Origin of the sequence: Microbacterium sp. MMO-10 (assembly GCF_037148715.1) — a bacterium.
Classification (GTDB): domain Bacteria; phylum Actinomycetota; class Actinomycetes; order Actinomycetales; family Microbacteriaceae; genus Microbacterium.
The window spans coordinates 66,265-86,670 of record NZ_JBBCSV010000005.1; the positions used below are offsets into that span (position 1 = coordinate 66,265).

Annotated in this window: 17 protein-coding genes; 12 read left to right on the forward strand and 5 right to left on the reverse strand. The window is 71.3% G+C overall.

Features of this window, described 5'->3' with window-relative positions; translation table 11 throughout:
• Positions 1–61: 61 nt before the first annotated feature.
• Positions 62–607, forward strand: a complete 546-nt coding sequence (locus WFJ17_RS16370; RefSeq protein WP_251442052.1) for a MerR family transcriptional regulator — start codon at positions 62–64, stop codon at positions 605–607.
• Between the two features lie 71 nt (positions 608–678).
• On the opposite strand, the gene WFJ17_RS16375 is transcribed toward WFJ17_RS16370, so the two are convergent.
• Entirely contained in the window at positions 679–1,488 is an 810-nt protein-coding gene (locus WFJ17_RS16375; protein ID WP_251442406.1) for a ParA family protein, read from the reverse strand.
• Positions 1,489–1,572: 84 nt separating this feature from the next.
• Here WFJ17_RS16375 and WFJ17_RS16380 point away from each other — a divergent pair, with 84 nt between their 5' ends.
• From WFJ17_RS16380 to WFJ17_RS16395, 4 genes are all read left to right on the forward strand, one after another.
• Complete coding sequence (locus tag WFJ17_RS16380; RefSeq protein ID WP_251442049.1) at positions 1,573–4,986, forward strand: pyruvate carboxylase; 3,414 nt, start codon at positions 1,573–1,575, stop codon at positions 4,984–4,986.
• A gap of 133 nt (positions 4,987–5,119) precedes the next feature.
• Positions 5,120–7,135: a MinD/ParA family ATP-binding protein gene (locus tag WFJ17_RS16385; protein WP_336648972.1), complete on the forward strand. Its 2,016-nt coding sequence runs from the start codon at positions 5,120–5,122 to the stop codon at positions 7,133–7,135.
• Positions 7,135–7,626, forward strand: a complete 492-nt coding sequence (locus tag WFJ17_RS16390; protein ID WP_251442043.1) for a peptide deformylase — start codon at positions 7,135–7,137, stop codon at positions 7,624–7,626. Before WFJ17_RS16385 ends, WFJ17_RS16390 begins: the two co-directional genes overlap by 1 nt.
• A 16-nt stretch (positions 7,627–7,642) precedes the next feature.
• Entirely contained in the window at positions 7,643–8,458 is an 816-nt protein-coding gene (locus WFJ17_RS16395) for an isocitrate lyase/PEP mutase family protein (RefSeq protein WP_336648973.1), read from the forward strand.
• A 70-nt stretch (positions 8,459–8,528) separates the two neighbouring features.
• Here WFJ17_RS16395 and WFJ17_RS16400 read toward each other — a convergent pair whose 3' ends face one another.
• Positions 8,529–10,355 carry an AMP-dependent synthetase/ligase gene (locus tag WFJ17_RS16400; protein WP_292886171.1) on the reverse strand — a complete coding sequence of 609 codons (1,827 nt, stop codon included), beginning with the start codon at positions 10,353–10,355 and terminating at the stop codon, positions 8,529–8,531.
• 169 nt (positions 10,356–10,524) lie between these two features.
• On the opposite strand from WFJ17_RS16400, the gene WFJ17_RS16405 reads away from it, so the two are divergent.
• Together WFJ17_RS16405 and WFJ17_RS16410 are read left to right on the forward strand one after the other, a co-directional pair.
• Entirely contained in the window at positions 10,525–11,214 is a 690-nt protein-coding gene (locus tag WFJ17_RS16405) for a lysophospholipid acyltransferase family protein (protein ID WP_251442033.1), read from the forward strand.
• 38 nt (positions 11,215–11,252) lie between these two features.
• On the forward strand, positions 11,253–12,587 hold the full coding sequence (locus WFJ17_RS16410; RefSeq protein WP_251442030.1) for a class II 3-deoxy-7-phosphoheptulonate synthase: 1,335 nt from the start codon (positions 11,253–11,255) through the stop codon (positions 12,585–12,587).
• Between the two features lie 148 nt (positions 12,588–12,735).
• Here the strand turns inward: WFJ17_RS16410 and pknB are convergent, their stop codons facing one another.
• Together pknB and WFJ17_RS16420 are read right to left on the reverse strand one after the other, a co-directional pair.
• Positions 12,736–14,670 carry a Stk1 family PASTA domain-containing Ser/Thr kinase gene (gene pknB, locus WFJ17_RS16415; protein WP_336648974.1) on the reverse strand — a complete coding sequence of 645 codons (1,935 nt, stop codon included), beginning with the start codon at positions 14,668–14,670 and terminating at the stop codon, positions 12,736–12,738.
• A gap of 187 nt (positions 14,671–14,857) precedes the next feature.
• The gene (locus WFJ17_RS16420; protein ID WP_336648975.1) at positions 14,858–15,883 is read right to left on the reverse strand and encodes a LysM peptidoglycan-binding domain-containing protein; all 1,026 of its coding nucleotides are present in this window, start codon (positions 15,881–15,883) and stop codon (positions 14,858–14,860) included.
• Between the two features lie 172 nt (positions 15,884–16,055).
• Here WFJ17_RS16420 and WFJ17_RS16425 point away from each other — a divergent pair, with 172 nt between their 5' ends.
• Positions 16,056–16,406 (forward strand): Rv2175c family DNA-binding protein, encoded by a 351-nt coding sequence (locus tag WFJ17_RS16425; RefSeq protein ID WP_251442022.1) that lies wholly within the window; start codon positions 16,056–16,058, stop codon positions 16,404–16,406.
• A gap of 38 nt (positions 16,407–16,444) precedes the next feature.
• Here the strand turns inward: WFJ17_RS16425 and WFJ17_RS16430 are convergent, their stop codons facing one another.
• Positions 16,445–17,467: a polyprenyl synthetase family protein gene (locus WFJ17_RS16430; RefSeq protein ID WP_442928001.1), complete on the reverse strand. Its 1,023-nt coding sequence runs from the start codon at positions 17,465–17,467 to the stop codon at positions 16,445–16,447.
• 198 nt (positions 17,468–17,665) lie between these two features.
• Here WFJ17_RS16430 and WFJ17_RS16435 point away from each other — a divergent pair, with 198 nt between their 5' ends.
• The 4 genes from WFJ17_RS16435 (at position 17,666) to WFJ17_RS16450 (ending at position 20,362) form a co-directional block, all read left to right on the forward strand.
• The gene (locus WFJ17_RS16435) at positions 17,666–18,037 is read left to right on the forward strand and encodes a DUF3040 domain-containing protein (RefSeq protein WP_251442020.1); all 372 of its coding nucleotides are present in this window, start codon (positions 17,666–17,668) and stop codon (positions 18,035–18,037) included.
• 262 nt (positions 18,038–18,299) lie between these two features.
• The gene (gene mraZ / locus WFJ17_RS16440; RefSeq protein ID WP_251442017.1) at positions 18,300–18,731 is read left to right on the forward strand and encodes a division/cell wall cluster transcriptional repressor MraZ; all 432 of its coding nucleotides are present in this window, start codon (positions 18,300–18,302) and stop codon (positions 18,729–18,731) included.
• A 108-nt stretch (positions 18,732–18,839) separates the two neighbouring features.
• The gene (gene rsmH / locus WFJ17_RS16445; RefSeq protein ID WP_336648977.1) at positions 18,840–19,793 is read left to right on the forward strand and encodes a 16S rRNA (cytosine(1402)-N(4))-methyltransferase RsmH; all 954 of its coding nucleotides are present in this window, start codon (positions 18,840–18,842) and stop codon (positions 19,791–19,793) included.
• On the forward strand, positions 19,790–20,362 hold the full coding sequence (locus WFJ17_RS16450; RefSeq protein ID WP_251442013.1) for a hypothetical protein: 573 nt from the start codon (positions 19,790–19,792) through the stop codon (positions 20,360–20,362). Before rsmH ends, WFJ17_RS16450 begins: the two co-directional genes overlap by 4 nt.
• Positions 20,363–20,406: the final 44 nt, after the last annotated feature.

Sequence of the window (20,406 nt, forward strand, 5' to 3'; positions counted from 1 at the left end):
GAGTCATCGACTTTCAGGTTGTGGTTGAAGGATTGTGTGCCTTCAGGATGAGGAGGAAGCCATGAGCGCCGACGAACGGGGCGACGCACCGTCGTTCGGGGACGACCTCCTCTTCACCGACGGCCTCCCGGCGATGGACGACGAGGTGGGGTACCGCGGAGCGGTCGCCGCCCGTGCGGCCGGCATCACCTATCGTCAGCTGGATTACTGGGCGCGCACCGAGCTCGTCGTCCCCACCGTCCGCGGGGCGAGCGGTTCCGGATCCCAGCGCCTGTACGGCTTCCGGGACATCCTCGTCCTCAAGCTCGTCAAGGAGCTGCTGAACACCGGGATCTCGCTGCAGCAGATCCGCACCGCGGTGGACCAGCTCCGCGCGGCGGGCATCCGGGACCTGGCCGGGACGACGCTCATGAGCGACGGGGCCTCGGTGTACCTCTGCACCTCGAACGACGAGGTGATCGACCTCCTCAGCCGCGGTCAGGGCGTCTTCGGCATCGCCGTGGGCAAGGTGTTCCACGAGGTCGAGGCGACGCTCGTCGAGTTCGACGCGCTGGTGCCCGACCCGATGGACGATCTCGCCGCACGCCGCGCCCGCCGCTCCGCCTGAGCCGCTCCCGCGACGAGAAGAGCCGGTCCCCGAGGGGAACCGGCTCTCGTCGTCTCAGGGGCGCCCGGCGCTCAGGCGCGGGTGTCCTCCGGCAGTGCGATGCGTCCGGTGCGGATGACCCGGTCCAGCAGGGTGTCGAAGTCGGCCGCGAGCTCCTGCGCGGAGTCGCCGGGCCAGATGTGCAGCGGCTTCGCGGCGCCCTGCGCCTGCTGCAGGGAGGTGCGCTCGGGGAGCTGGGGGCTCAGCACCAGCGGGCCGAACATGTCGCGCAGCTCCTTGATGCGGAACTGGTGCTCGATCGACTGGGGGCGCACGCGGTTGACCACGATGCCGAGCGGCTGCAGCCGCGGGGAGAGGCCGCGGCGGATCTCCTCGATCGCGCGCAGGGCGCGGTCGGCGGCGGCGACGGAGAACAGGCCCGGCTCGGTGACGACCATGACGCGGTCGCTCGCGGCCCACGCGGTGCGGGTGAGCGCGTTCAGTGACGGCGCGCAGTCGATGAGGACGAGGTCGTAGTCGGCCTCGACGGCGGCGAGCGCCTCCTCGAGCTTCCAGACGTCGCGCACGCTCGGGTGCGGCCCGTCGAAGTTGATCGCGGACGGGCTGCCGATGAGCACGTCGATGGTTCCCGGATGCACCTTCGCCCAGCCGGAGGACGTGATGGCTTGACGGACCACCTTCTCCTTGGGGTTGGCGAGGACGTCGGCGATGTTGAGCCGCCCGGCGACCTGGATGTCCATGCCCGTCGAGACGTCGGACTGCGGGTCGAGGTCGACCACGAGGGTCCGGACGCCGCGGGCGAACGCCGCCGAAGCGAGGCCGAGGGTCACGGTCGTCTTTCCGACACCGCCCTTGAGGGAACTGACGCTGAGTACGTGCACGGAGACCACGTTACCTTCCTCTAGGCTGAGGACACACTCAGCCCCCCGATGCGCGTCGTCGCGCAGAACAGTGTTCGAGGTGCCATGTTCCAGAAGATCCTTGTGGCCAATCGTGGTGAGATCGCCATCCGCGCGTTCCGAGCCGCATTCGAGGTGGGAGCGAAGACGGTCGCCGTCTTCCCCTGGGAGGACCGTGGATCCCTCCACCGTCAGAAGGCGGACGAGTCCTACCAGATCGGCGAGGTCGGGCACCCGGTGCGCGCCTATCTCGATGTGGACGAGATCATCCGGGTGGCGCTGTCCAGCGGTGCGGACGCGATCTACCCGGGGTACGGCTTCCTCTCGGAGAACCCGCAGCTGGCCGCCCGCGCGGCGGAGAACGGCATCGCCTTCATCGGGCCTCCGGCGCACGTGCTGGAGATGGCCGGCAACAAGGTGACCGCGAAGCAGCATGCGGTCGCGGCGGGCGTGCCGGTGCTGCGGTCGACCGATGCCTCCGACGACGTCGACGCACTCGTCGCGCAGGCCGAGGCCATCGGCTTCCCGATCTTCGTCAAGGCGGTCGCGGGCGGCGGCGGACGCGGGATGCGCCGGGTCGAGTCGCTGGGCGATCTGGCCCCGGCGCTGGCCGAGGCCATGCGCGAGGCGGGGAGCGCGTTCGGCGACCCCCGGGTCTTCCTCGAGCAGGCGGTGCAGCGGCCCCGCCACATCGAGGTGCAGATCCTCGCCGACGGCGCCGGGAACACGGTGCATCTGTTCGAGCGGGACTGCTCCGTGCAGCGGCGGCATCAGAAGGTGGTCGAGATCGCGCCGGCGCCGAACCTCGACGACGAGACCCGCAACGCCCTGCACGGATACGCGGTCGCCTTCGCCCGGTCGATCGGCTACGAGAACGCCGGCACGGTCGAGTTCCTGCTGGAGACCGCGGGGGAGCGCGCGGGCGAGGTCGTGTTCATCGAGATGAACCCGCGCATCCAGGTCGAGCACACGGTCACCGAGGAGGTCACCGACGTCGACCTCGTGCAGTCGCAGATCCGGATCGCCGCGGGCGAGACGCTCGCGGACCTCGGGCTGGAGCAGGACGACATCCAGCTGCGGGGTGCGGCGCTGCAGTGCCGCATCACGACCGAGGACCCGGCCCAGGGCTTCCGTCCCGACACCGGTCGCATCACGACGTACCGCTCGCCGGGAGGGGCCGGCATCCGCCTCGACGGCGGCACCACGGCCGCGGGATCCCAGATCAGCCCGCACTTCGACTCGATGCTCGCCAAGCTCACCTGCCGAGGCCGCGACTTCCCGGCCGCGGTGGCGCGGGCCAAGCGCGCGCTCGCGGAGTTCCGGATCCGCGGGGTCTCCACCAACATCCCCTTCCTTCGTGCGGTGCTCGACGACCCGGCGTTCGTCGTCGGCGACCTGTCCACGCTGTTCATCGAGGAGCGGCCGGGGCTGGTCACCAGCAACCCCTCGAGGGACCGCGCGACCCGTCTGCTGAACTGGCTCGCCGATGTCACGGTGAACCGGCCCTACGGGGACAAGCCGCTGTCGCCGTCGCCGGGCAGCAAGCTCCCCGCGATCGACCTGAGCGCGGCGCCGCCGGCGGGCGCCCGGGATCGGCTGCTCCAGCTCGGCCCGGCGGGCTTCGCCCGTGCGCTGCGCGAGCAGACCGCTCTCGCCGTGACCGAGACGACCTTCCGCGATGCGCACCAGTCCCTGCTCGCCACGCGGGTGCGCACCCGCGACCTGGTGCGCGTCGCGCCGCATGTGGCGCGCATGACCCCGCAGCTCCTCTCGATGGAGGCCTGGGGCGGTGCGACCTACGACGTCGCCCTGCGCTTCCTCGCCGAGGATCCGTGGGAGCGCCTGGAGGCGCTGCGGGCCGCGATGCCCAACATCCCGCTGCAGATGCTGCTGCGCGGACGCAACACCGTCGGGTACACGCCGCGTCCCGTCGGGGTGACGAACGCGTTCGTGCGCGAGGCCGCGGCGACCGGCGTGGACATCTTCCGCATCTTCGACGCCCTCAACGACGTGTCGCAGATGCGCCCGGCGATCGACGCGGTGCTGGAGACCGGAACCGCCGTCGCCGAGGTCGCGCTCTGCTACACGGGCGACCTGCTGGATCCGGCGGAGGACCTGTACACCCTGGACTACTACCTGCGCCTCGCGGAGCAGATCGTCGAATCGGGTGCGCACATCCTCGCCATCAAGGACATGGCGGGGCTGCTGCGGCCCGCCGCGGCGGCACGGCTCGTCGCCGCCCTGCGGGAGCGCTTCGACCTTCCGGTCCAGGTGCACACGCACGACACCGCGGGCGGTCAGCTCGCGACGCTGCTGGCCGCCAGCGCGGCCGGCGCCGACGCAGTCGACGCGGCCGCGGCGCCGATGTCGGGCACCACCAGCCAGCCGTCGCTGTCCGCGCTCGTGGCGGCCCTCGCCCACACCGAGCGGGACACCGGGCTGGACCTGCAGGCCGTCGGCGACCTCGAGCCCTACTGGGAGGGCGTGCGCCAGCTCTACCGTCCCTTCGAGTCCGGGCTGACAGCCCCGACCGGACGGGTCTACCATCACGAGATCCCGGGCGGGCAGCTGTCCAACCTGCGCCAGCAGGCGATCGCGCTCGGCATGGCCGACGACTTCGAGCGGATCGAGGACATGTACGCCGCCGCAGACCGGATCCTGGGCCGGATCCCCAAGGTCACCCCGTCGTCGAAGGTCGTCGGCGACCTGGCCCTGGCGCTCGTCGCGGCGGGGGCGGACCCCGCGGACTTCGAGGAGAACCCGCAGAACTACGACATCCCCGATTCCGTGATCGGCTTCATGGCCGGTGAGCTGGGCGATCTCCCCGGCGGATGGCCGGAGCCGTTCCGCACCAAGGCGCTCGCCGGCCGGACGGTGTCGATCGATGTCGTCCCGATTACCGCGGAGGAGCAGCAGGCCCTCGACGGCGAGAGCCGCGAGCGTCGGCAGACCCTCAACCGCGTGCTGTTCCCGGGACCGGCGGCGGAGTTCGAGCGCACCCGTGCGGCGTTCGGGGATCTGTCCGCCCTCGGGACCCCGGACTACCTCTACGGACTGGTGCCGGGCGAGGAGCACGTGGCGGAGATCGACCCGGGTGTGCAGCTCTACGTCGGCCTCGAGGCGATCGGCGAGGCGGACGAGAAGGGCATCCGCACCGTCATGACGACGCTGAACGGACAACTGAGGCCCGTGTTCGTGCGGGACCGCTCCGTCGCGGTCGACGCGCGCGAGGTCGAGAAGGCCGACACCTCGAAGCCGGGCCAGGTGGCCGCACCGTTCTCGGGCGTCGTCACGGTCAAGGCCGAGGTCGGCGACGCCGTTCGCGCCGGGGAGCCGGTCGCCTCGATCGAGGCGATGAAGATGGAGGCGGCGATCACCGCACCCGTCGACGGCGTCATCGAGAGGCTCGCGATCGGCGCCACGCAGCAGGTCGAGGCAGGGGACCTGATCGTCGTCATCCGGCCGTCGCAGCCGGCGTGAGGAGTCCGGAGGGCGGCAGCGCGATGCCGCCCTCCGGAACCCGCCGTCGTGTGCGCCCCCGTCGCCGTGCACTAATCTTGTGCGGGCGATGCGCTCCCCACCGGGGCGCGCCGCGGGGGAGAGACAGACCAGCATGAGCACAGAACGCAGGAACACGCAGGGCGAAGACGCCGAGGAGACGCTCGGCGTGCTCGACAGCACGGGCGCCATCAGCACCGCCGGCATCGGATTGCTCGGCGGGGCGACGGCGCAGGTCCCGGTGACGCTGCCCTCGGCCGACGACGAGGACCTCGTCGATGACGACGTCACCGAGGGCGAAGCCTTCACCGATCTCGTCCTCGAGGCCGATCCCGCAGCCTTCGTCCGCGAGGACGACGGCATCGGGCGGATCCATCAGGGCACCGGCGTCCCGGACATCGTGATCGAGATCCCGGCGCCTGCCGCCGAGGAGACCGTGGTCGTCGCTGAGCTCGTCGAGGGGGACGAGACGGATGAGGCCGACGACGAGCCGACGGCCGCCGCCGAGCAGGCCGACGCCGCCGAGCAGATGACGGACTCCGAGGTCGACGACGAGCTCGCCGAAGCCGCTGACGATCTAGCCGAAGCCACTGACGAGCCCGCCGCGGCCGAAGCCGATGACGATCTCGCCGAAGCCGAAGCCGAAGCCGAAGCCGAAGCCGAAGCCGAAGCCGAAGCCGAAGCCGAAGCCGAGGGTCATGTGGACCCGGACGCCGCGGAGGCGCCGTACGACGCCGTCGCGACCGATGCGCCCGTGCCGGAGGACTCGAGCACGGCGCAGGAGTCGCACCCGAGCGCGCCGCGCTCGCCCGACGGCGAACAGCCGGAGCGCCCGGGGTACGGCGCGCAGGCCCCGTCCCAGGACGAGGCCGGCACCGCTGCCGTCGAGCCGCGGGACGAGTCGGAGACGGACGCCCCCGAGGAGCCCGCGCGCGTGGAGCCCGCGCGCGTGGAGCCCGCGGCCGCGGCAGCCGAGAGCCCCATGACGGAACCCGCGGCGGCCCCGGTCCGCGCTCCCTGGCCGGCGCCGTCGCCGATGACGCTCCGCCCGGTCGAGCCGCGTCCGACGCCGGCGACACCTCCCGCATCCGTCCCCCGAGCCGAGGAGCAGACCGTGAACGGAGACGCCGCCCCCGCGCCGGAGACGGAGCTCGCCTCGCGCCGTCTCGACCAGCTGGGCGACCGCGAGCGCGAGAGCGCCGATCTGCTGACGGCGGACCGGCTGCTCGACACCTCGCGGCTCGCGGGGCCCGAGCCCGAGGGCCTGTGGAGCCATCTGCTGTACACGATCTCCGGTCGTCGCATCAACCTCGGCGACGGCAAGCGCGCCCAGCAGCGGAAGGCGCTGAGCGCGCGCATCGCCGCGCCCCTTCCCGGCACGGCGCGCTTCGTGCCGGTGCTGAGCCGCAAGGGCGGGGTCGGCAAGACCACGGTGACCGCGCTGCTCGGCATGGCCCTCGCCGACGCGCGCGAGGACCGTGTCATCGCCGTCGACGCGAACCCCGACCGCGGGACGCTCGCCGACCGCATCGCGCGCACGAACAGCAAGACCGTGCGGGACCTGGTGCGCATCCACGATCAGGTCACCGGCTACCACGACATCTCGGCGGTGGTGTCCCGTGACGCGACCCGCCTGGACGTGCTGGCATCGGACACGGACCCGCGCGTCTCGGAGGCGTTCAACGACGAGGACTACGACCAGGTCGCGTCCGTGGCCGCGCACTACTACTCGCTCGTGCTGACCGACACGGGCACCGGCATCGTGCACTCCGTCATGGCCGCCACGCTGGACCGCGCCGACACGATCGTGATCGTCACCGGTCTCAGCGTCGACGAGGCGCGCCTCGCCTCCGAGACGCTCACCTGGCTCGAGACGAACGGATACGCGGACAAGGTGCGGGAGGCGGTCGTCGTCCTCAACCAGTCCAGCCCGGGATCCCCGATCGTCCGGCTGAGCGAGCTCGAGGCGCATTTCCGCACCCGCGTGGCGCACGTGCTGCGCGTGCCGTACGACGCGCGGATCGCCGCGGGCAGCGCCATCTCCTTCGCCGCACTCCAGCCCGAGACCCGGCAGGCGGCGCGCGAGCTGGCCGCCGTCGTGGTCGAGGGCCTGAGAGCGCAGGCCGCCTGATGACGGTCCGCGAGATCCGCCTCTTCGGAGACCCGGTGCTGCGCACGGTGTGCGCGGAGATCGAGACCATCGACGACGGCGTGCGCGCCCTCGTCGCCGACCTCGTCGACAGCGTCGAGCTGCCCGGCCGAGCCGGCGTCGCGGCGCCGCAGATCGGCGTGGCGCTGCGCGCCTTCAGCTACAACATCGACGGAGACATCGGCTATGTGCTGAACCCGGTGCTGGTCGAGGTGCGCGGGGAGCCCGTGCCCACCGGCGAGGGCTGTCTGTCGGTGCCCGGCCTGTGGCACGACGCGCTGCGCCACCCCTGGGCGCGGGTCGAGGGGATCGACCTCGACGGCGAGCCCGTGGTGCTGGAGGGGGAGGGCCTGCTCGCTCAGGCGCTCCAGCACGAGACCGACCACCTGGACGGCAAGGTCTATCTCTCCCGGCTGGATCCCGAGACCCGGAAGGTCGCGATGCGCGAGGTGCGCGAGAGCTCCTGGTTCTGATGCGGGAGGGATCGGCATGACGGTTCCGGCGGCGCAGCGCGCCCGGGCGGACGGGTTCCGCTCGCTCCACGTCCCGGGGGATCCGCTCGTCCTCGTCAACGCCTGGGATCCCGTGTCGGCCAGGATCACCGAGCAGGCCGGCCTCCGTGCGATCGCGACGACGAGCGCCGGGATCGCCTGGGCGAACGGCAGCGCCGACGGGCACCGCCTCGACCGCGACACCGCGCTGCGCGCCCTGCAGCGGATCGTCGTCGCGGTGGACGGCAGGCTTCCGGTGACGGCGGATCTGGAGGACGGCTTCGGAGCCGGGCCGGCGGCCGTCGCCGAGACCGTCGCGGAGGCCGTCGCCCTGGGCGTCGTGGGCGTCAACCTCGAGGACTCCCTCCGTGCGCCGGGCGAGCAGGCGGAGCGAGTCGCCGCGGCACGCGCCGCAGCGGACGCGTCGGGGTGCAACCCCTTCATCAACGCGCGGATCGACACGCATTCCCTGCTCGGCGACGCCGAGCGGTGGATGAGCGAGACCGTGCTTCGCGCTCGCGCGTACGCCGAGGCGGGCGCCGACGGGATCCTCGTGCTCGGCGCGGTGTCCGCGACGGCGCTGCGAGCGCTGGTCGGTGCGGTGGAGGTGCCCGTGAACGTGGCTCTCGACGCGACCACGCTCCCGGTCGCAGAGCTCGCCGAGGCGGGCGCCGCGCGGATCAGTGTGGGATCCGCGGTCGCGGAGGCCGTTCATGCGGCGACTCTCCGCATGGCGCAGGAGGTCGTGAACGCGGGCGTCGCGACCGAGACGGCGCAGCGGCTGTCGTGGAGCAGGCTCAACGACCTGTTCTGACGCAGCCGCGGATTCGGGCAGGAGGAAGGGCCCCGGGGAATCCCCGGGGCCCTTCCTCCTGCTCGCGCGATCAGCCGAGCGGCACCGTGGTGGTGGCGGTGGTCTCGTTGTAGATCTCGGCGACCTGCGGCGCGAAGTCCTTCATGATCACGTTGCGCTTGATCGAGAGCTTGGGCGTGAGGTGCCCGCTCGCCTCGGTCCACTCCGACGGCAGGATGGTGAACTTGCGGATCGATTCGGCGCGCGAGACCCGGGTGTTGGCGACGTCGATCGCCCGCTGCACCTCGGCGCGCACGGCGTCGTTCTTCGCCGCGTCGGCGAGGGACATGTCGGCGGGAAGGCCGTTGTTCGCCAGCCAGGTCGGCAGCATCTCCGGGTCGAGCGTCACGAGCGCCGCGATGAAGGGCTTCTGGTCGCCGACGACGACCACCTGGCCGACGATCGGGTTCGCCCGGATCGGGTCCTCGAGCGCCGCGGGGGAGACGTTCTTGCCGCCGGCGGTGACGATGATCTCCTTCTTGCGGCCGGTGATCGTGAGGAAGCCCTCGTCGTCGAAGGAGCCGAGGTCGCCGGTGCGGAACCAGCCCTCGTCGAACGCGGCCTCGGTCGCCTCCGGGTTGTTCCAGTACTCCTTGAACACGTTGATGCCGCGCACCTCGATCTCGCCGTCCTCGGCCAGGCGGATGCCCACTCCGGGGAGGGCAGGGCCGACGGTGCCGATCTTCGACTTGTGCGCCGTGTTCACGGTGGCCGGAGCGGTGGTCTCGGTGAGGCCGTAGCCCTCCAGGATCGTGATCCCGAGGCTGTGGAAGAAGTGGCCGAGCCGGGCGCCCAGCGGCGCGGATCCGGAGATCGCGTACTGCACGTTCCCGCCCATCGCCTCGCGCAGCTTCGCGTAGACGAGCCGGTCGAACAGGGCGAACTTGATCCTCATGCCGAGCGGGATCCTCGCCCCTTCCTCGACCAGGCGCGAGTGCTCGATCGCGGTCGCGGCGGCGGCGCGGAAGATCTTTCCCTTGCCGCCGGCCTCGGCCTTCTGCTCCGCGGAGTTGTAGACCTTCTCGAACACGCGGGGCACGGCGAGCAGGAAGGTCGGCTTGAAGGATCCGAGCGCGGGGAGCAGCTGCTTCGTGTCGGGCTGGTGGCCGGTGCGCACGCCCGCGTGGATGTCGAGGATCGAGATGAACCGCGCGAAGACGTGCGCCGTGGTGATGAACAGCACGGTGGACGCGCCCTGGATGGACACGACGTCGTCGAGCGACTTCGCGGCGTTGCGGGAGAGCTCCACGAAGTTGCTGTGCGTGAGCACGCAGCCCTTGGGTCGGCCCGTGGACCCGGAGGTGTAGATGAGGGTGGCGATGTCCGCCGCGTTCGCGATCGTGCGCCGGCGCTCGATCTCCTCGTCGGCCACCTCCGCCCCCTGGGCGGTGAGCTGGGCGATCGCGCCGAGGTGCATCTGCCAGACGTCGCGGACGAGCGGGAGGTCGCCGCGCACCTCGTCGAAGCGCGTGAAGTGCTCCGGGGACTCGACCATGAGCGCGATCGCTCCCGAGTCCTCCAGGATCCACTGGATCTGCGTGGGGGAGCTGGTCTCGTAGATCGGAACCATGACCGCGCCCGCATAGAACAGCGCGAAGTCGACCAGGGTCCACTCGTAGGTCGTGCGGGCCAGGAAGCCGACCTTCTCGCCGGGCTGGATCCCCGCGGCGGCGAAGCCCTTCGCGAGCGCGATCACCGCGGCACGGAAGTCCGCGGCGCTGATGTCGCGCCACCCGGCGCCGTCTGGCACCGAGAACAGCGCGAGATGGGGGGTCTTCTGCACCCGCTGCTCGAGGAGGTCGGTGATGTTGTCCTCGGGGGCGGCTTTGACGATCGCGGGGACTTCGAACTGGACCACGGCAACTCCTTCGGGGCCGGACGGGTACATGCTTCCCAGGAGTCTATGCCATGGGACGCCTGGGGAGAGGGCGACCAGGATGAGATTGAGTCGCATGATCGGTGAAACTGCGTCGCAGGATCCGAACCGCCTCTCGTCCTCGTCGCGGCGGCGGGATAGACTGCGGGCGATGATCTACTGGTTCATGAAGTACATCGCCATCGGCCCGCTGGTGAAGGCGATCTTCCGCCCGTGGATCGTGGGCCGTCAGCACGTGCCCGTCACGGGCGCCGCGATCATGGCGAGCAACCATCTGTCCTTCTCGGACTCGATCTTCCTGCCGCTCATGCTGGACCGGAAGATGTCCTTCCTCGCCAAGAGCGACTACTTCACCGGCCGGGGCATCAAGGGCTGGGCCACGCGGATGTTCATGAAGGGCACCGGGCAGCTGCCCATCGACCGCTCGGGCGGGAAGGCCTCCGAGGCCTCCCTGAACACCGGTCTCGGCGTGCTCGGGCGGGGCGACCTGCTCGGCATCTACCCCGAGGGCACGCGCAGCCCCGACGGCAAGCTGTACCGGGGCCGCACCGGCATCGCGCGGATGGCCCTGGAGGCGAAGGTCCCCGTCATCCCCGTCGTGATGGTCGACACCGACATCGCGATGCCCACCGGGCAGCGCATCCCGCGCATCATGCGGGTCGGGATGGTGATCGGCGAGCCGCTCGACTTCTCCCGTTATGCGGGCATGGAGAACGACCGCTACATCCTGCGCTCCGTGACCGACGAGATCATGGTCGCGCTGCAGCGTCTGGGGGAGCAGCACTACGAGGACGTCTACGCCTCCACGGTCAAGGAGCGCCTGGCCGCGCAGGCTTCATAGAGCGATCCGCACCCTTTCCGGCACCCTAGGATGGGGGGATGCCTCAGCCTCTCGATCTCGACTCGTGGCGCGCCCTCCCGATCAAGCAGCAGCCGCAGTGGCCCGACGCCGAGCGCGTCGCCGAGGTCTCCTCGCAGATCGCCGCGCTGCCTCCCCTCGTCTTCGCCGGTGAGGTGGACAACCTCCGCGAGCGCCTCGCGCGCGCTGCGAGCGGGAACGCCTTCTTGCTCCAGGGAGGCGACTGCGCCGAGACCTTCGCCGGAGCCACGGCCGACCAGATCCGCAACCGGATCAAGACGGTGCTGCAGATGGCGGTCGTGCTCACGTACGGCGCGTCCATGCCCGTGGTGAAGATGGGGCGCATGGCCGGGCAGTTCGCCAAGCCGCGCTCGAGCGACACGGAGACCCGCGGCGACGTGACGCTGCCGGCCTACCGCGGCGACATCGTCAACGGCTACGACTTCACCGAGGGATCCCGCGAGGCGAACCCCGGTCGTCTGCTGCAGGGGTACCACACCGCCGCGTCGACGCTGAACCTCATCCGCGCCTTCACCCAGGGCGGCTTCGCGGATCTCCGCGAGGTGCACTCCTGGAACAAGGGCTTCGCGCAGAACCCGGCCAACCAGCGCTACGAGCGCATGGCCGCCGAGATCGACCGCGCCATCAAGTTCATGGAGGCCGCCGGTGCGGACTTCGACGAGCTCAAGCGCGTGGAGTTCTTCACCGGGCACGAGGGCCTGCTGATGGACTACGAGCGTCCGATGACCCGCATCGACTCGCGGACGCTCACGCCGTACAACACGTCCGCGCACTTCCTCTGGATCGGCGAGCGCACCCGCGAGCTCGACGGCGCGCACGTCGACTACTTCGCGAAGATCCGCAACCCGATCGGTGTGAAGCTCGGTCCGACCACGAGCCCCGAGACGGCGCTCGCGCTCATCGACAAGCTCGACCCGAACCGCGAGCCGGGGCGCCTCACCTTCATCACCCGCATGGGCGCCGGGAAGATCCGCGACGCGCTGCCGCCGCTGCTGCAGGCCGTGAAGGACTCCGGGGCGCAGCCGCTGTGGGTCACCGACCCCATGCACGGCAACGGCATCACGACGCCCACCGGGTACAAGACCCGCCGGTTCGACGACGTCGTCGAGGAGGTGCGCGGCTTCTTCGAGGCGCACCGTGCCGTCGGCACCTTCCCGGGCGGCATCCACGTGGAGCTCACCGGCGACGACGTCACCGAGTGCCTGGGCGGATCCGAGCAGATCGACGAGGCGGCGCTCGCGACCCGGTACGAGTCGCTGTGCGACCCGCGACTGAACCACATGCAGTCGCTCGAACTCGCCTTCCTCGTCGCCGAGGAGCTCGAGAAGCGCTGACGCGCGGATCCCCCCGGGTCGTCGAGCGAGGACGCGGGGAGCGCGACCGAGACGAAACGCGGTGCTCTTGCGAGAGCGCCGCGTTTCGCGTCGCTCTGCCTTCGGCAGCGCGCTCGACGCCCCGGGAACGGGGCGGGAGCGCTCCGGGTCAGCCGCTGACCTTGACGCGGATCGTGGAGTTCTTGTCCACGCTGTCGCCGGCCTTCGGATCCGTGGACGTGACCTGGAACAGGCTCCACGCGATATCGGGAACGCTCGTCTGCGGGTTGAGCCCGGCGTCGCTCAGCGTCTTCATCGCATCCGCGAGGTTCGCGCCGACCACGTTCGGCACCGTGATCGGCTCCGGTCCCTTGGAGACGTTCAGCGTGATGGTGTCGTCGGGACGCCAGTTCCCGCCGCCCTCGCGGTCGCCGTAGCCGATCACGCGATCCTTGGGCACGGAGTCGCTGTACGAGTAATTGGAGTCGGGGTTCACCTTGAGGCGCACGGCGGTGAGCTTGCTCGTCGCGTCGCCGACCGTCATGCCCGAGACGTCCGGCACCGCACCCAGCGACACCAGGAGACGGATCTGGTCTCCCTCGAAGACGCTGCATCCCTCGCCGCACTCGTATCCGGCGGCCCCGGAGCGCGGGGTGATCTCGGCGTTGATCACGATCCCGCTGTCGGCGCCCGAGAACAGGGCCACGGAGTCCTGCATCTCCAGGTGGAAGGGCGCCAGCGCCTTCTTCGCCTGGTCCTCGGTCATCGCGTCGAGCCGGGGAAGATCGTGCTTCGCGGGGCCGGCCGAGATCATCACGGTGATCCTGGCCTTCCGGTCGACGCGGGCGCCCGCGCCGGGATCGGTGCGGATCGCCTGACCCGCAGGGACCGTGATCGAGTTCTCGTTGCCCTGGACGGGCGTCATCCCGTCCTTCGTGATCGCGGCGGCCGCGACCTCCCAGGTCTTGCCCGCGACGTCGGGGACGGACAGCTTGGACCCGGGACCGGATCCGAACCACCAGCCGGTGCCGCCGGCCGCCACGGCGAGCAGCAGCACGAGCACGAGCAGCAGCGCCCCGCGCGATCGTCGATGCGCGGTGCGACGCCGCAGCAGCGTCGCATTGTCCAGCGGGGTCTCCGCGACGGGCGCGGCCGCCGTCGCGGACGCGGGCCCGGGCAGTACGAGGGTCTGATCCGCGGTGTCGCGCAGCGGCAGGGCCGTGGTCTTCGCCGTCGTCGCGGTCGGCGTGGGGGTGACGCCGAGCTCGCGTTCGATGACGCGCAGCCGGTCGAGCATCTCCTGCGCGTCGGCGGGACGCTCGTCGGGGGTCTTCTCGGTGGCCCAGAGCACGAGCTCGTCGAGCTGCTCGGGGACGCCGGGATTGCGGACGCTCGGGCGCGGCACGGAGTCGGTCGCGTGCTGGAAGGCGATCTGCATCGGCTGCTCGCCCTTGTAGGGCTGCTCTCCGGTGAGCATCTCGTACAGCATGATGCCGAGGGCGTAGATATCGCTGCGGGCGTCCGCCGTGCCGCGGGTGACGAGCTCGGGCGCGAGGTAGGCGATCGTCCCCATGAGCTGCGCGCCCGAGGCGGTGTTCGCCGTGGTCGCGCGGGCGAGGCCGAAGTCGCCGATCTTGATCCGCCCGTCCTCGGCGAGGAGCACGTTCTCCGGCTTGACGTCGCGGTGCACGATGCCGGCGCGATGCGCGGCGGCGAGACCCGACAGCACGGCGTCCATGATCGTGACCGTCTGCGCGACGGTGAGGCGGCGCTGCTCCCGCATCAGCTCACGCAGGGTGATCCCGGGCAGGTACTCCATGACGAGGTAGGCGAGCTCGCCGTCCTGACCCTGGTCGAACACGTTGACGACGTGCGGATCGGCCAGTCGTGCGGCCGCCCTGGCCTCCTGGATGAACCGGCTCTGGAACACCGAGTCGTCGCTGAGGTGGCCGTGCATGACCTTGAGCGCGATCCGGCGCTCCAGGCGCAGGTCTGTCGCGACGTAGACGGTGGCCATGCCGCCGCGCGCGATCCGCGCGCGGACGCGGTAGCGACCGTCGACGAGCCGCCCGATGAGGGGATCGGCTTGTTGGCTGGTCGTCACGACAAGATTCTAGGGAGAACTCGCTGAGAGCCCCGGGAGCGGCTCGCGTGCAGGCTCGTTTCCATCATGCGGATCCGGAATCCGTCCGGTCGCCGGTGGTGCCCCGAGCAGGCGCGGACCCCGGATTCCCGGGGCGGTCGACGACCGATCACGGGGTGCGCAGGCCCGGGACGTGCGGTCCTGAGGATCAGCCGAGAGCCGCGAGCCAGGCCTCGGCCTGCGGCTGCCACAGGTCGTAGCGTCCGGGGAACGCCGAGACCTGCACCTCCTGCGCGGCGGCGCCGAAGCCCAGATCCTCCCACCCCGGGATGTCGAGGAGGCCGTTCGTGTGCGCGGCGCCGGTGAAGAAGGTGCGGGCGGCGTACGACGGGTCGGCGATCTGCTCCGGCGTGCCCCACCCCGTGCTCGGACGCTGCTGGAACAGCCCGATCGAGTCGCGGTCGCCGCCGGGGGCGTTCGTGAGGCCGGACTCGACCATGGCGGTCGCCAGGGCGATCGCGATGCCGCGTGCGGGCACGCCGAGCTCGCGTCCGGTCCGGATGATGAGCAGCGCGTTCGCCGTCTGCTCGTCGTCGAGCACGACCGGGGGAGCGGAGTAGGTGTCGAGCGCGGTGGGCGTCGGGGCATCGGGCGCGGCGGACGCGGAGGCGGGAGCCGGGGCGGACGCGGGAGCCGGTGCGGACAGCCGCAGCGTCTGCCCGGGATAGATGATCGAGTCGGGGGACAGGCCGTTCGCCGCGAAGAGGTCGGCCAGGGCAATCCCGTGCCGTTCCGCGATCGACCACAGAGTGTCGCCGGCGGCGACCGTGCACTCCGAGGCCGGCGCAGCGGCGACGGGAGCTGCCGGAGCCGGGGCCGGAGCGGGCGCGGCCTCGACGAGGGAGAGGGTCTGCCCCGGATGGATGATCGAGTCGGCCCCCAGGCCGTTGGCCTGGTAGAGGGCGGCGACCGTGGTGCCGTGCGCCCGGGCGATGTCCCAGAGGGTGTCGCCGTCCTGCACCGTGTACTCGGTGGCCGGGGCGACCTCGGCGGGCACGCTGCGCGACGCGAGTGCGGCCAGCGCCGCTCCGGTCGGCAGAGCGCTCAGCGGCGGCAGTGCGGAGAACGTCTGCGCCTGTGCGGGTGCCGACACGAGCGCACTCGCCACGGCCGTCAGCAGCACCGTCGGAGCGGCGACGCCGAGAGCGCGTCGCTGGGTCGTTGTGGTCGTCATGGATCCCCCGATTCTGACGTTCTCGCAGAGGCGCAGCGGTGCGCGTCGGCCCCTCGACGCTGGCACGGAAGTCATCGCAAGTCAACACAAGTGACAGATGTGAAGGGAGTGATCGTCCGGCGAGGAGCCCGCCGACGACCGTGCCGGGCCGCCGGGATGAGAGCATTGCAGGGTGTCTGAATCAGAGATCCCGACCTCCGAGGTCGAATGGCTGACCCTTCCCGACCTCGTCGAGCTCCTGGGCGAGTCGCTCGGTCGCGTGCATCGCCTCTTCGACGAGCAGCACCTCGTCGGGTCGCGGCGCAACGGGGCGCTGGCCGTCCCCGCGCTCTTCCTCAAGGACGGTCAGCCGCTCGGTTCCCTGCGCGGCACGATCATCGCCCTGAAGGACGCCGGTTTCAGCGATGACGAGGTCATCGACTGGCTCCTCGCCGACGAGGAGTCCATCGGCCGGTCGCCGATCGCCGCACTGCGGGATGGGCACAAGAGCGAGGTGCGCCGGGTCGCCCGGACCCTCGCCTGAGCCGTCCTCGACGGTCCCGGGACGGGCTCCGCGGCCGGTCAGGCCGTGCGCTGGGTCGCGTCCCGGGCGAGTCCCCGCAGCAGCTCGAGCGCGCCGGCGTCGAGGGGGGCGCCCTGGAGCGCCTCCTCGCCGGCGGACGCGTACTCGGAGATGAGCTGCTCCATCCGGTGCAGCGCCCCGGATTCCGAGATGATCGCCTGCAGGCTCGCGATCTGGTCGGCGGTCAGTTGCGGGTCGCCCAGAAGCTCGTCGACGACGCGGCGTCCCTGCGGCGCCAGCGCCTGGCGCGTCCAGGCGATGAGCAGGGTGCGCTTGCCCTCGCGCAGGTCGTCGCCGGCGGGCTTGCCCGTGAGCCGCTCGTCGCCGAAGACGCCGAGCACATCGTCCCTGAGCTGGAACGCCATGCCGAGCGGGTGCCCGAAGGCGCGCAGCGCCTCCTGCTGAGCCTCGTCGGCGCCCGCGATCGCCGCGCCGATGAGGAGGGGCTGCTCGACGCTGTACCGGGCGGCCTTGAGGGAGACGACTCGCAGCGCGCGTTCGGCATGGTCGTCGTCGTCGTTGACGCTCCAGGCGGACTCCTCGGCGATGTCGAGGAACTGCCCGATGGTCACGTCCCGTCGCATCCGGGCGTACTCGGCGCGGACGGCCGCGGCGTGCGCGCTGGCAGCGATGCCGGCTTCGAGCAGATCATCGCTCCAGGCCACGAGCAGGTCGCCGAGGAGGACGGCGGCCGCACGGCCGAATTCGCCGGCACTGCCGCTCCAGCCCTGCCCGCCGTGCGAGGCCTCGAAGGCGCGGTGGGCCGAGGGGCGGCCCCGGCGGGTGTCGGAGTTGTCGATCAGGTCGTCGTGCACGAGCGCCGCGGACTGGAAGACCTCGAGCGCGGCGCAGGCGTCCCAGAGCGCGGCCGGCTCCTGGTCGATCCCCTGGAGGCCGGCGACCGAGGCCCATCCGGCGTGACAGAACCGGGCGCGCAGGCGCTTGCCGCCGCGCAGCGTGGCCTCCGCCGCAGAGACGAACGCCGAGGCGTCCGGCCCGTAGGATGCGGTCTCCTCGCGCATCCGGACGAGCCAGGCGTCGAGACGGGTGGAGACCTGGTCGATCACGGAGGAGGAAGCCACGGCATCAGCCTACCGAGCGGCGTGCGCGCCGGGTGGGCCGCCCGTGCGGCGAGGTGATGACCAACTCCCAGCGGAATCCCTACCCTGGTGCATCCACACACGCGTAGACTGAGCGGAAGACCACCCGAGGGGGACGAAATGCCACTCTCCGAACAGGAGCAGCGCCTGCTCGATGAGATGGAACGCCATCTCATGCAGAACGACGCCGACGTCGTTTCCGCGCACGCCGGAGACCGCGCGCTCAGCTATCGCAATCTGATCTACGGAGCCCTGTTGCTGCTGGCCGGCGTCGGTGGCCTGATCGTGGGCGTCGTGGTGGGCAACATCGGCGGGATCATCATCGGGGTCGTCGCGTTCGCGGCGATGCTCGGCGGACTGATGCTCGCCCTCACTCCCGTCCGACGCTCGGGCGACCGCGATGCCGCTGCCGGCTCGACCTCGAAGGAGTCATCCCCGTCCTTCATGGACCGGATGAACGATCGCTGGGATCGGCGCCACGAGGAGCACTGACCTCCGCACTCCGACCTTCTGAGGGCCCGGGACGCTTCGGCGACCGGGCCCTCGGTCTGTTCCGCGGGCCCGCGCCGCCGGGATCCTCCCTTTTCCTCCCTCAGCCCCTCCACCTTCCTCCACCGGCCCCCGTTCCGCGTGATTCCGCGGAACGGGGGCCTTCGTCATGCCCGCTCGGGTCGCCCTGGGGACACGAGAAGGTATCGATTTGGAGGGAAGTGGAGTAAAGTGGAGGAAACGGCGGCGAAAGGGGGAGAGGCGCATGTTGCTCGGCACGCATTCCCCCAAGCTCGACGACAAGGGCCGCGTCATCCTCCCCGCCAAGTTCCGCGAGGATCTCGCCGGCGGCATCGTCGTCACCCGCGGACAGGACCGCTGCCTGTACGTGTTCAGCACCGCCGAGTTCGAGAGCGTGCACGAGCGCATCCGCCAGGCCCCGCTGGCGAACAAGGAGGCGCGGGCGTTCCTGCGCATGTTCCTCTCCGGGGCGAGCGCCGAGATGCCCGACAGCCAGAACCGGATCACGATCCCCGCCCACCTCCGCGCCTACGCGGGACTGGGCAAGGAACTCATCGTCACCGGCGTCGGCGCCCACGCCGAGATCTGGGACGCGGCGGCGTGGAACGCGTACGCCGAAGGACACGAGGACGCCTTCGCCGAGCTTGAGGAGGAGGTGATCCCCGGCCTGTTCTAGACGGCCCCTGACTGTGACTCCCAGCCGCTCCCACCCCGGCGCACCTTCCCCGGTGCCGGGTCGAGCGGATGGGGATCAGGGTCAGGGACCGGAAGGCCGAAGGAAATCATGGACATCCGTCGCATACACACCCCCGTGATGCTCGAGCGCTGCGTCGAGCTGCTGGCCCCTGCGCTGCAGCACGACGGCGCGATCCTCGTCGACGCCACGCTCGGCATGGGCGGGCACTCCGAGGCGTTCCTCGAGCGCCTCCCGAACATCCGCCTGGTCGGCCTCGACCGCGACACCGATGCGCTGCGGATCGCGGGGGAGCGGCTCGCCCGCTTCGGCGACCGCGTGACGCTCGTGCACACCGTCTACGACGCGATCGGCGAGCACGCCAGGGGGGCGTCCGGGATCCTGTTCGACCTGGGCGTCTCCTCGCTGCAGCTGGATGAGGCCGATCGCGGCTTCGCGTACGCCAAGGACGCGCCGCTCGACATGCGCATGGACCAGTCCAGCGGCGTCACCGCCGCGGAGGTGCTCGCCACCTACAGCGAGGGCCAGCTGCGCCGCATCTTCGAGCGCTACGGCGAGGAGAAGCTCGCCGGGCGCTACGCCCGCGCGATCGTGCAGGCCAGGGGGGAGGAGTCGTTGGAGCGCTCCGGCCGTCTCGTGGAGGTGCTGCAGGCGGCGACTCCCGCCGCCGTGGCCCGGGCCGGGCATCCCGCCAAGCGGGTGTTCCAGGCGCTGCGGATCGAGGTCAACCGCGAGCTCAACGTGCTCGCGGACGCGATCCCCGCCGCGATGGGGGCGCTCACGGTCGGCGGACGCATCGTCGTGATGTCGTACCAGTCGCTGGAGGATCGGCTCGTCAAGCAGGCCTTCGCGGCGGCATCCGCATCCACCGCACCGGCGGGACTGCCCGTCGAGCTGCCAGAGCACGCGCCGCGATTCCGGACGCTGACCAAGGGGGCGGAGCTCGCGGACGAGGCGGAGCGCGCCGCCAACCCGCGGGCCATCCCGGTGCGCCTGCGTGCCGCCGAACGCGTGAGAGAAGATCAGAGGAGCGCCGCGCGATGAGCCTGGCACAGAACGCCCTGCAGCGGCCCCGCACGGTCGAGGCCGCGCCCGAGCGCCACCTGCACGCCGTCGAGCGGTCCGCGCGGCGTCGCCGTCCGCGGATGGCCTACGCCGTCGTCGCGCTGGCGGGCGCCGCCCTCATCGGCGGAGCCCAGATCGCCCTGACGATCGCGACCACGCAGGACTCCTTCGTCGTCGCGAAGCTCAGCCAGCAGAACAGGCAGCTGACCTGGCAGGCGCAGGCGGCGGCCCAGGATCTGGACGGCATCAGCTCCCCGCAGGCGCTCGCGACCGCCGCCTCGAAGCTGGGCCTGGTCGTCGGCGGCAGCGCGAGCTACCTGCGCCTCAGCGACGGCAGCGTGATCGGAGCGCAGGGCGCCGCGCCGACGACGTCGACGGTCAACCCGACCGGCGCCGACGGCGTGCCGAACGCGCTGGTCCGCGACACGCCGCCGCCGGCCGCGGCCCACACCGGTGCCGCGGGCGTAGAACCGAAGACACAGGAGCAGGCGCCGGAGACGGTCGTCCCGCCGACGGCCGAGGGATTGCCGACGCCGACCATCCGCTGACGCGGGCCTCCGACACGACAGCCGAGAAGATGACCGACCGCGAG

Bases quoted from the DNA above. Each gene is read 5' to 3' on its own strand.
- WFJ17_RS16385 (WP_336648972.1), top strand. From the start codon at position 5,120: ATGAGCACAGAACGCAGGAACACGCAGGGCGAAGACGCCGAGGAGACG.
- WFJ17_RS16405 (WP_251442033.1), top strand. From the start codon at position 10,525: ATGATCTACTGGTTCATGAAGTACATCGCCATCGGCCCGCTGGTGAAG.
- WFJ17_RS16390 (WP_251442043.1), top strand. From the start codon at position 7,135: ATGACGGTCCGCGAGATCCGCCTCTTCGGAGACCCGGTGCTGCGCACG.
- rsmH (WP_336648977.1), top strand. From the start codon at position 18,840: ATGGACATCCGTCGCATACACACCCCCGTGATGCTCGAGCGCTGCGTC.
- WFJ17_RS16435 (WP_251442020.1), top strand. From the start codon at position 17,666: ATGCCACTCTCCGAACAGGAGCAGCGCCTGCTCGATGAGATGGAACGC.
- WFJ17_RS16380 (WP_251442049.1), top strand. From the start codon at position 1,573: ATGTTCCAGAAGATCCTTGTGGCCAATCGTGGTGAGATCGCCATCCGC.
- mraZ (WP_251442017.1), top strand. From the start codon at position 18,300: ATGTTGCTCGGCACGCATTCCCCCAAGCTCGACGACAAGGGCCGCGTC.
- WFJ17_RS16410 (WP_251442030.1), top strand. From the start codon at position 11,253: ATGCCTCAGCCTCTCGATCTCGACTCGTGGCGCGCCCTCCCGATCAAG.
- WFJ17_RS16370 (WP_251442052.1), top strand. From the start codon at position 62: ATGAGCGCCGACGAACGGGGCGACGCACCGTCGTTCGGGGACGACCTC.
- WFJ17_RS16450 (WP_251442013.1), top strand. From the start codon at position 19,790: ATGAGCCTGGCACAGAACGCCCTGCAGCGGCCCCGCACGGTCGAGGCC.
- WFJ17_RS16430 (WP_442928001.1), bottom strand. From the start codon at position 17,467: ATGCGCGAGGAGACCGCATCCTACGGGCCGGACGCCTCGGCGTTCGTC.
- WFJ17_RS16420 (WP_336648975.1), bottom strand. From the start codon at position 15,883: ATGACGACCACAACGACCCAGCGACGCGCTCTCGGCGTCGCCGCTCCG.
- WFJ17_RS16395 (WP_336648973.1), top strand. From the start codon at position 7,643: ATGACGGTTCCGGCGGCGCAGCGCGCCCGGGCGGACGGGTTCCGCTCG.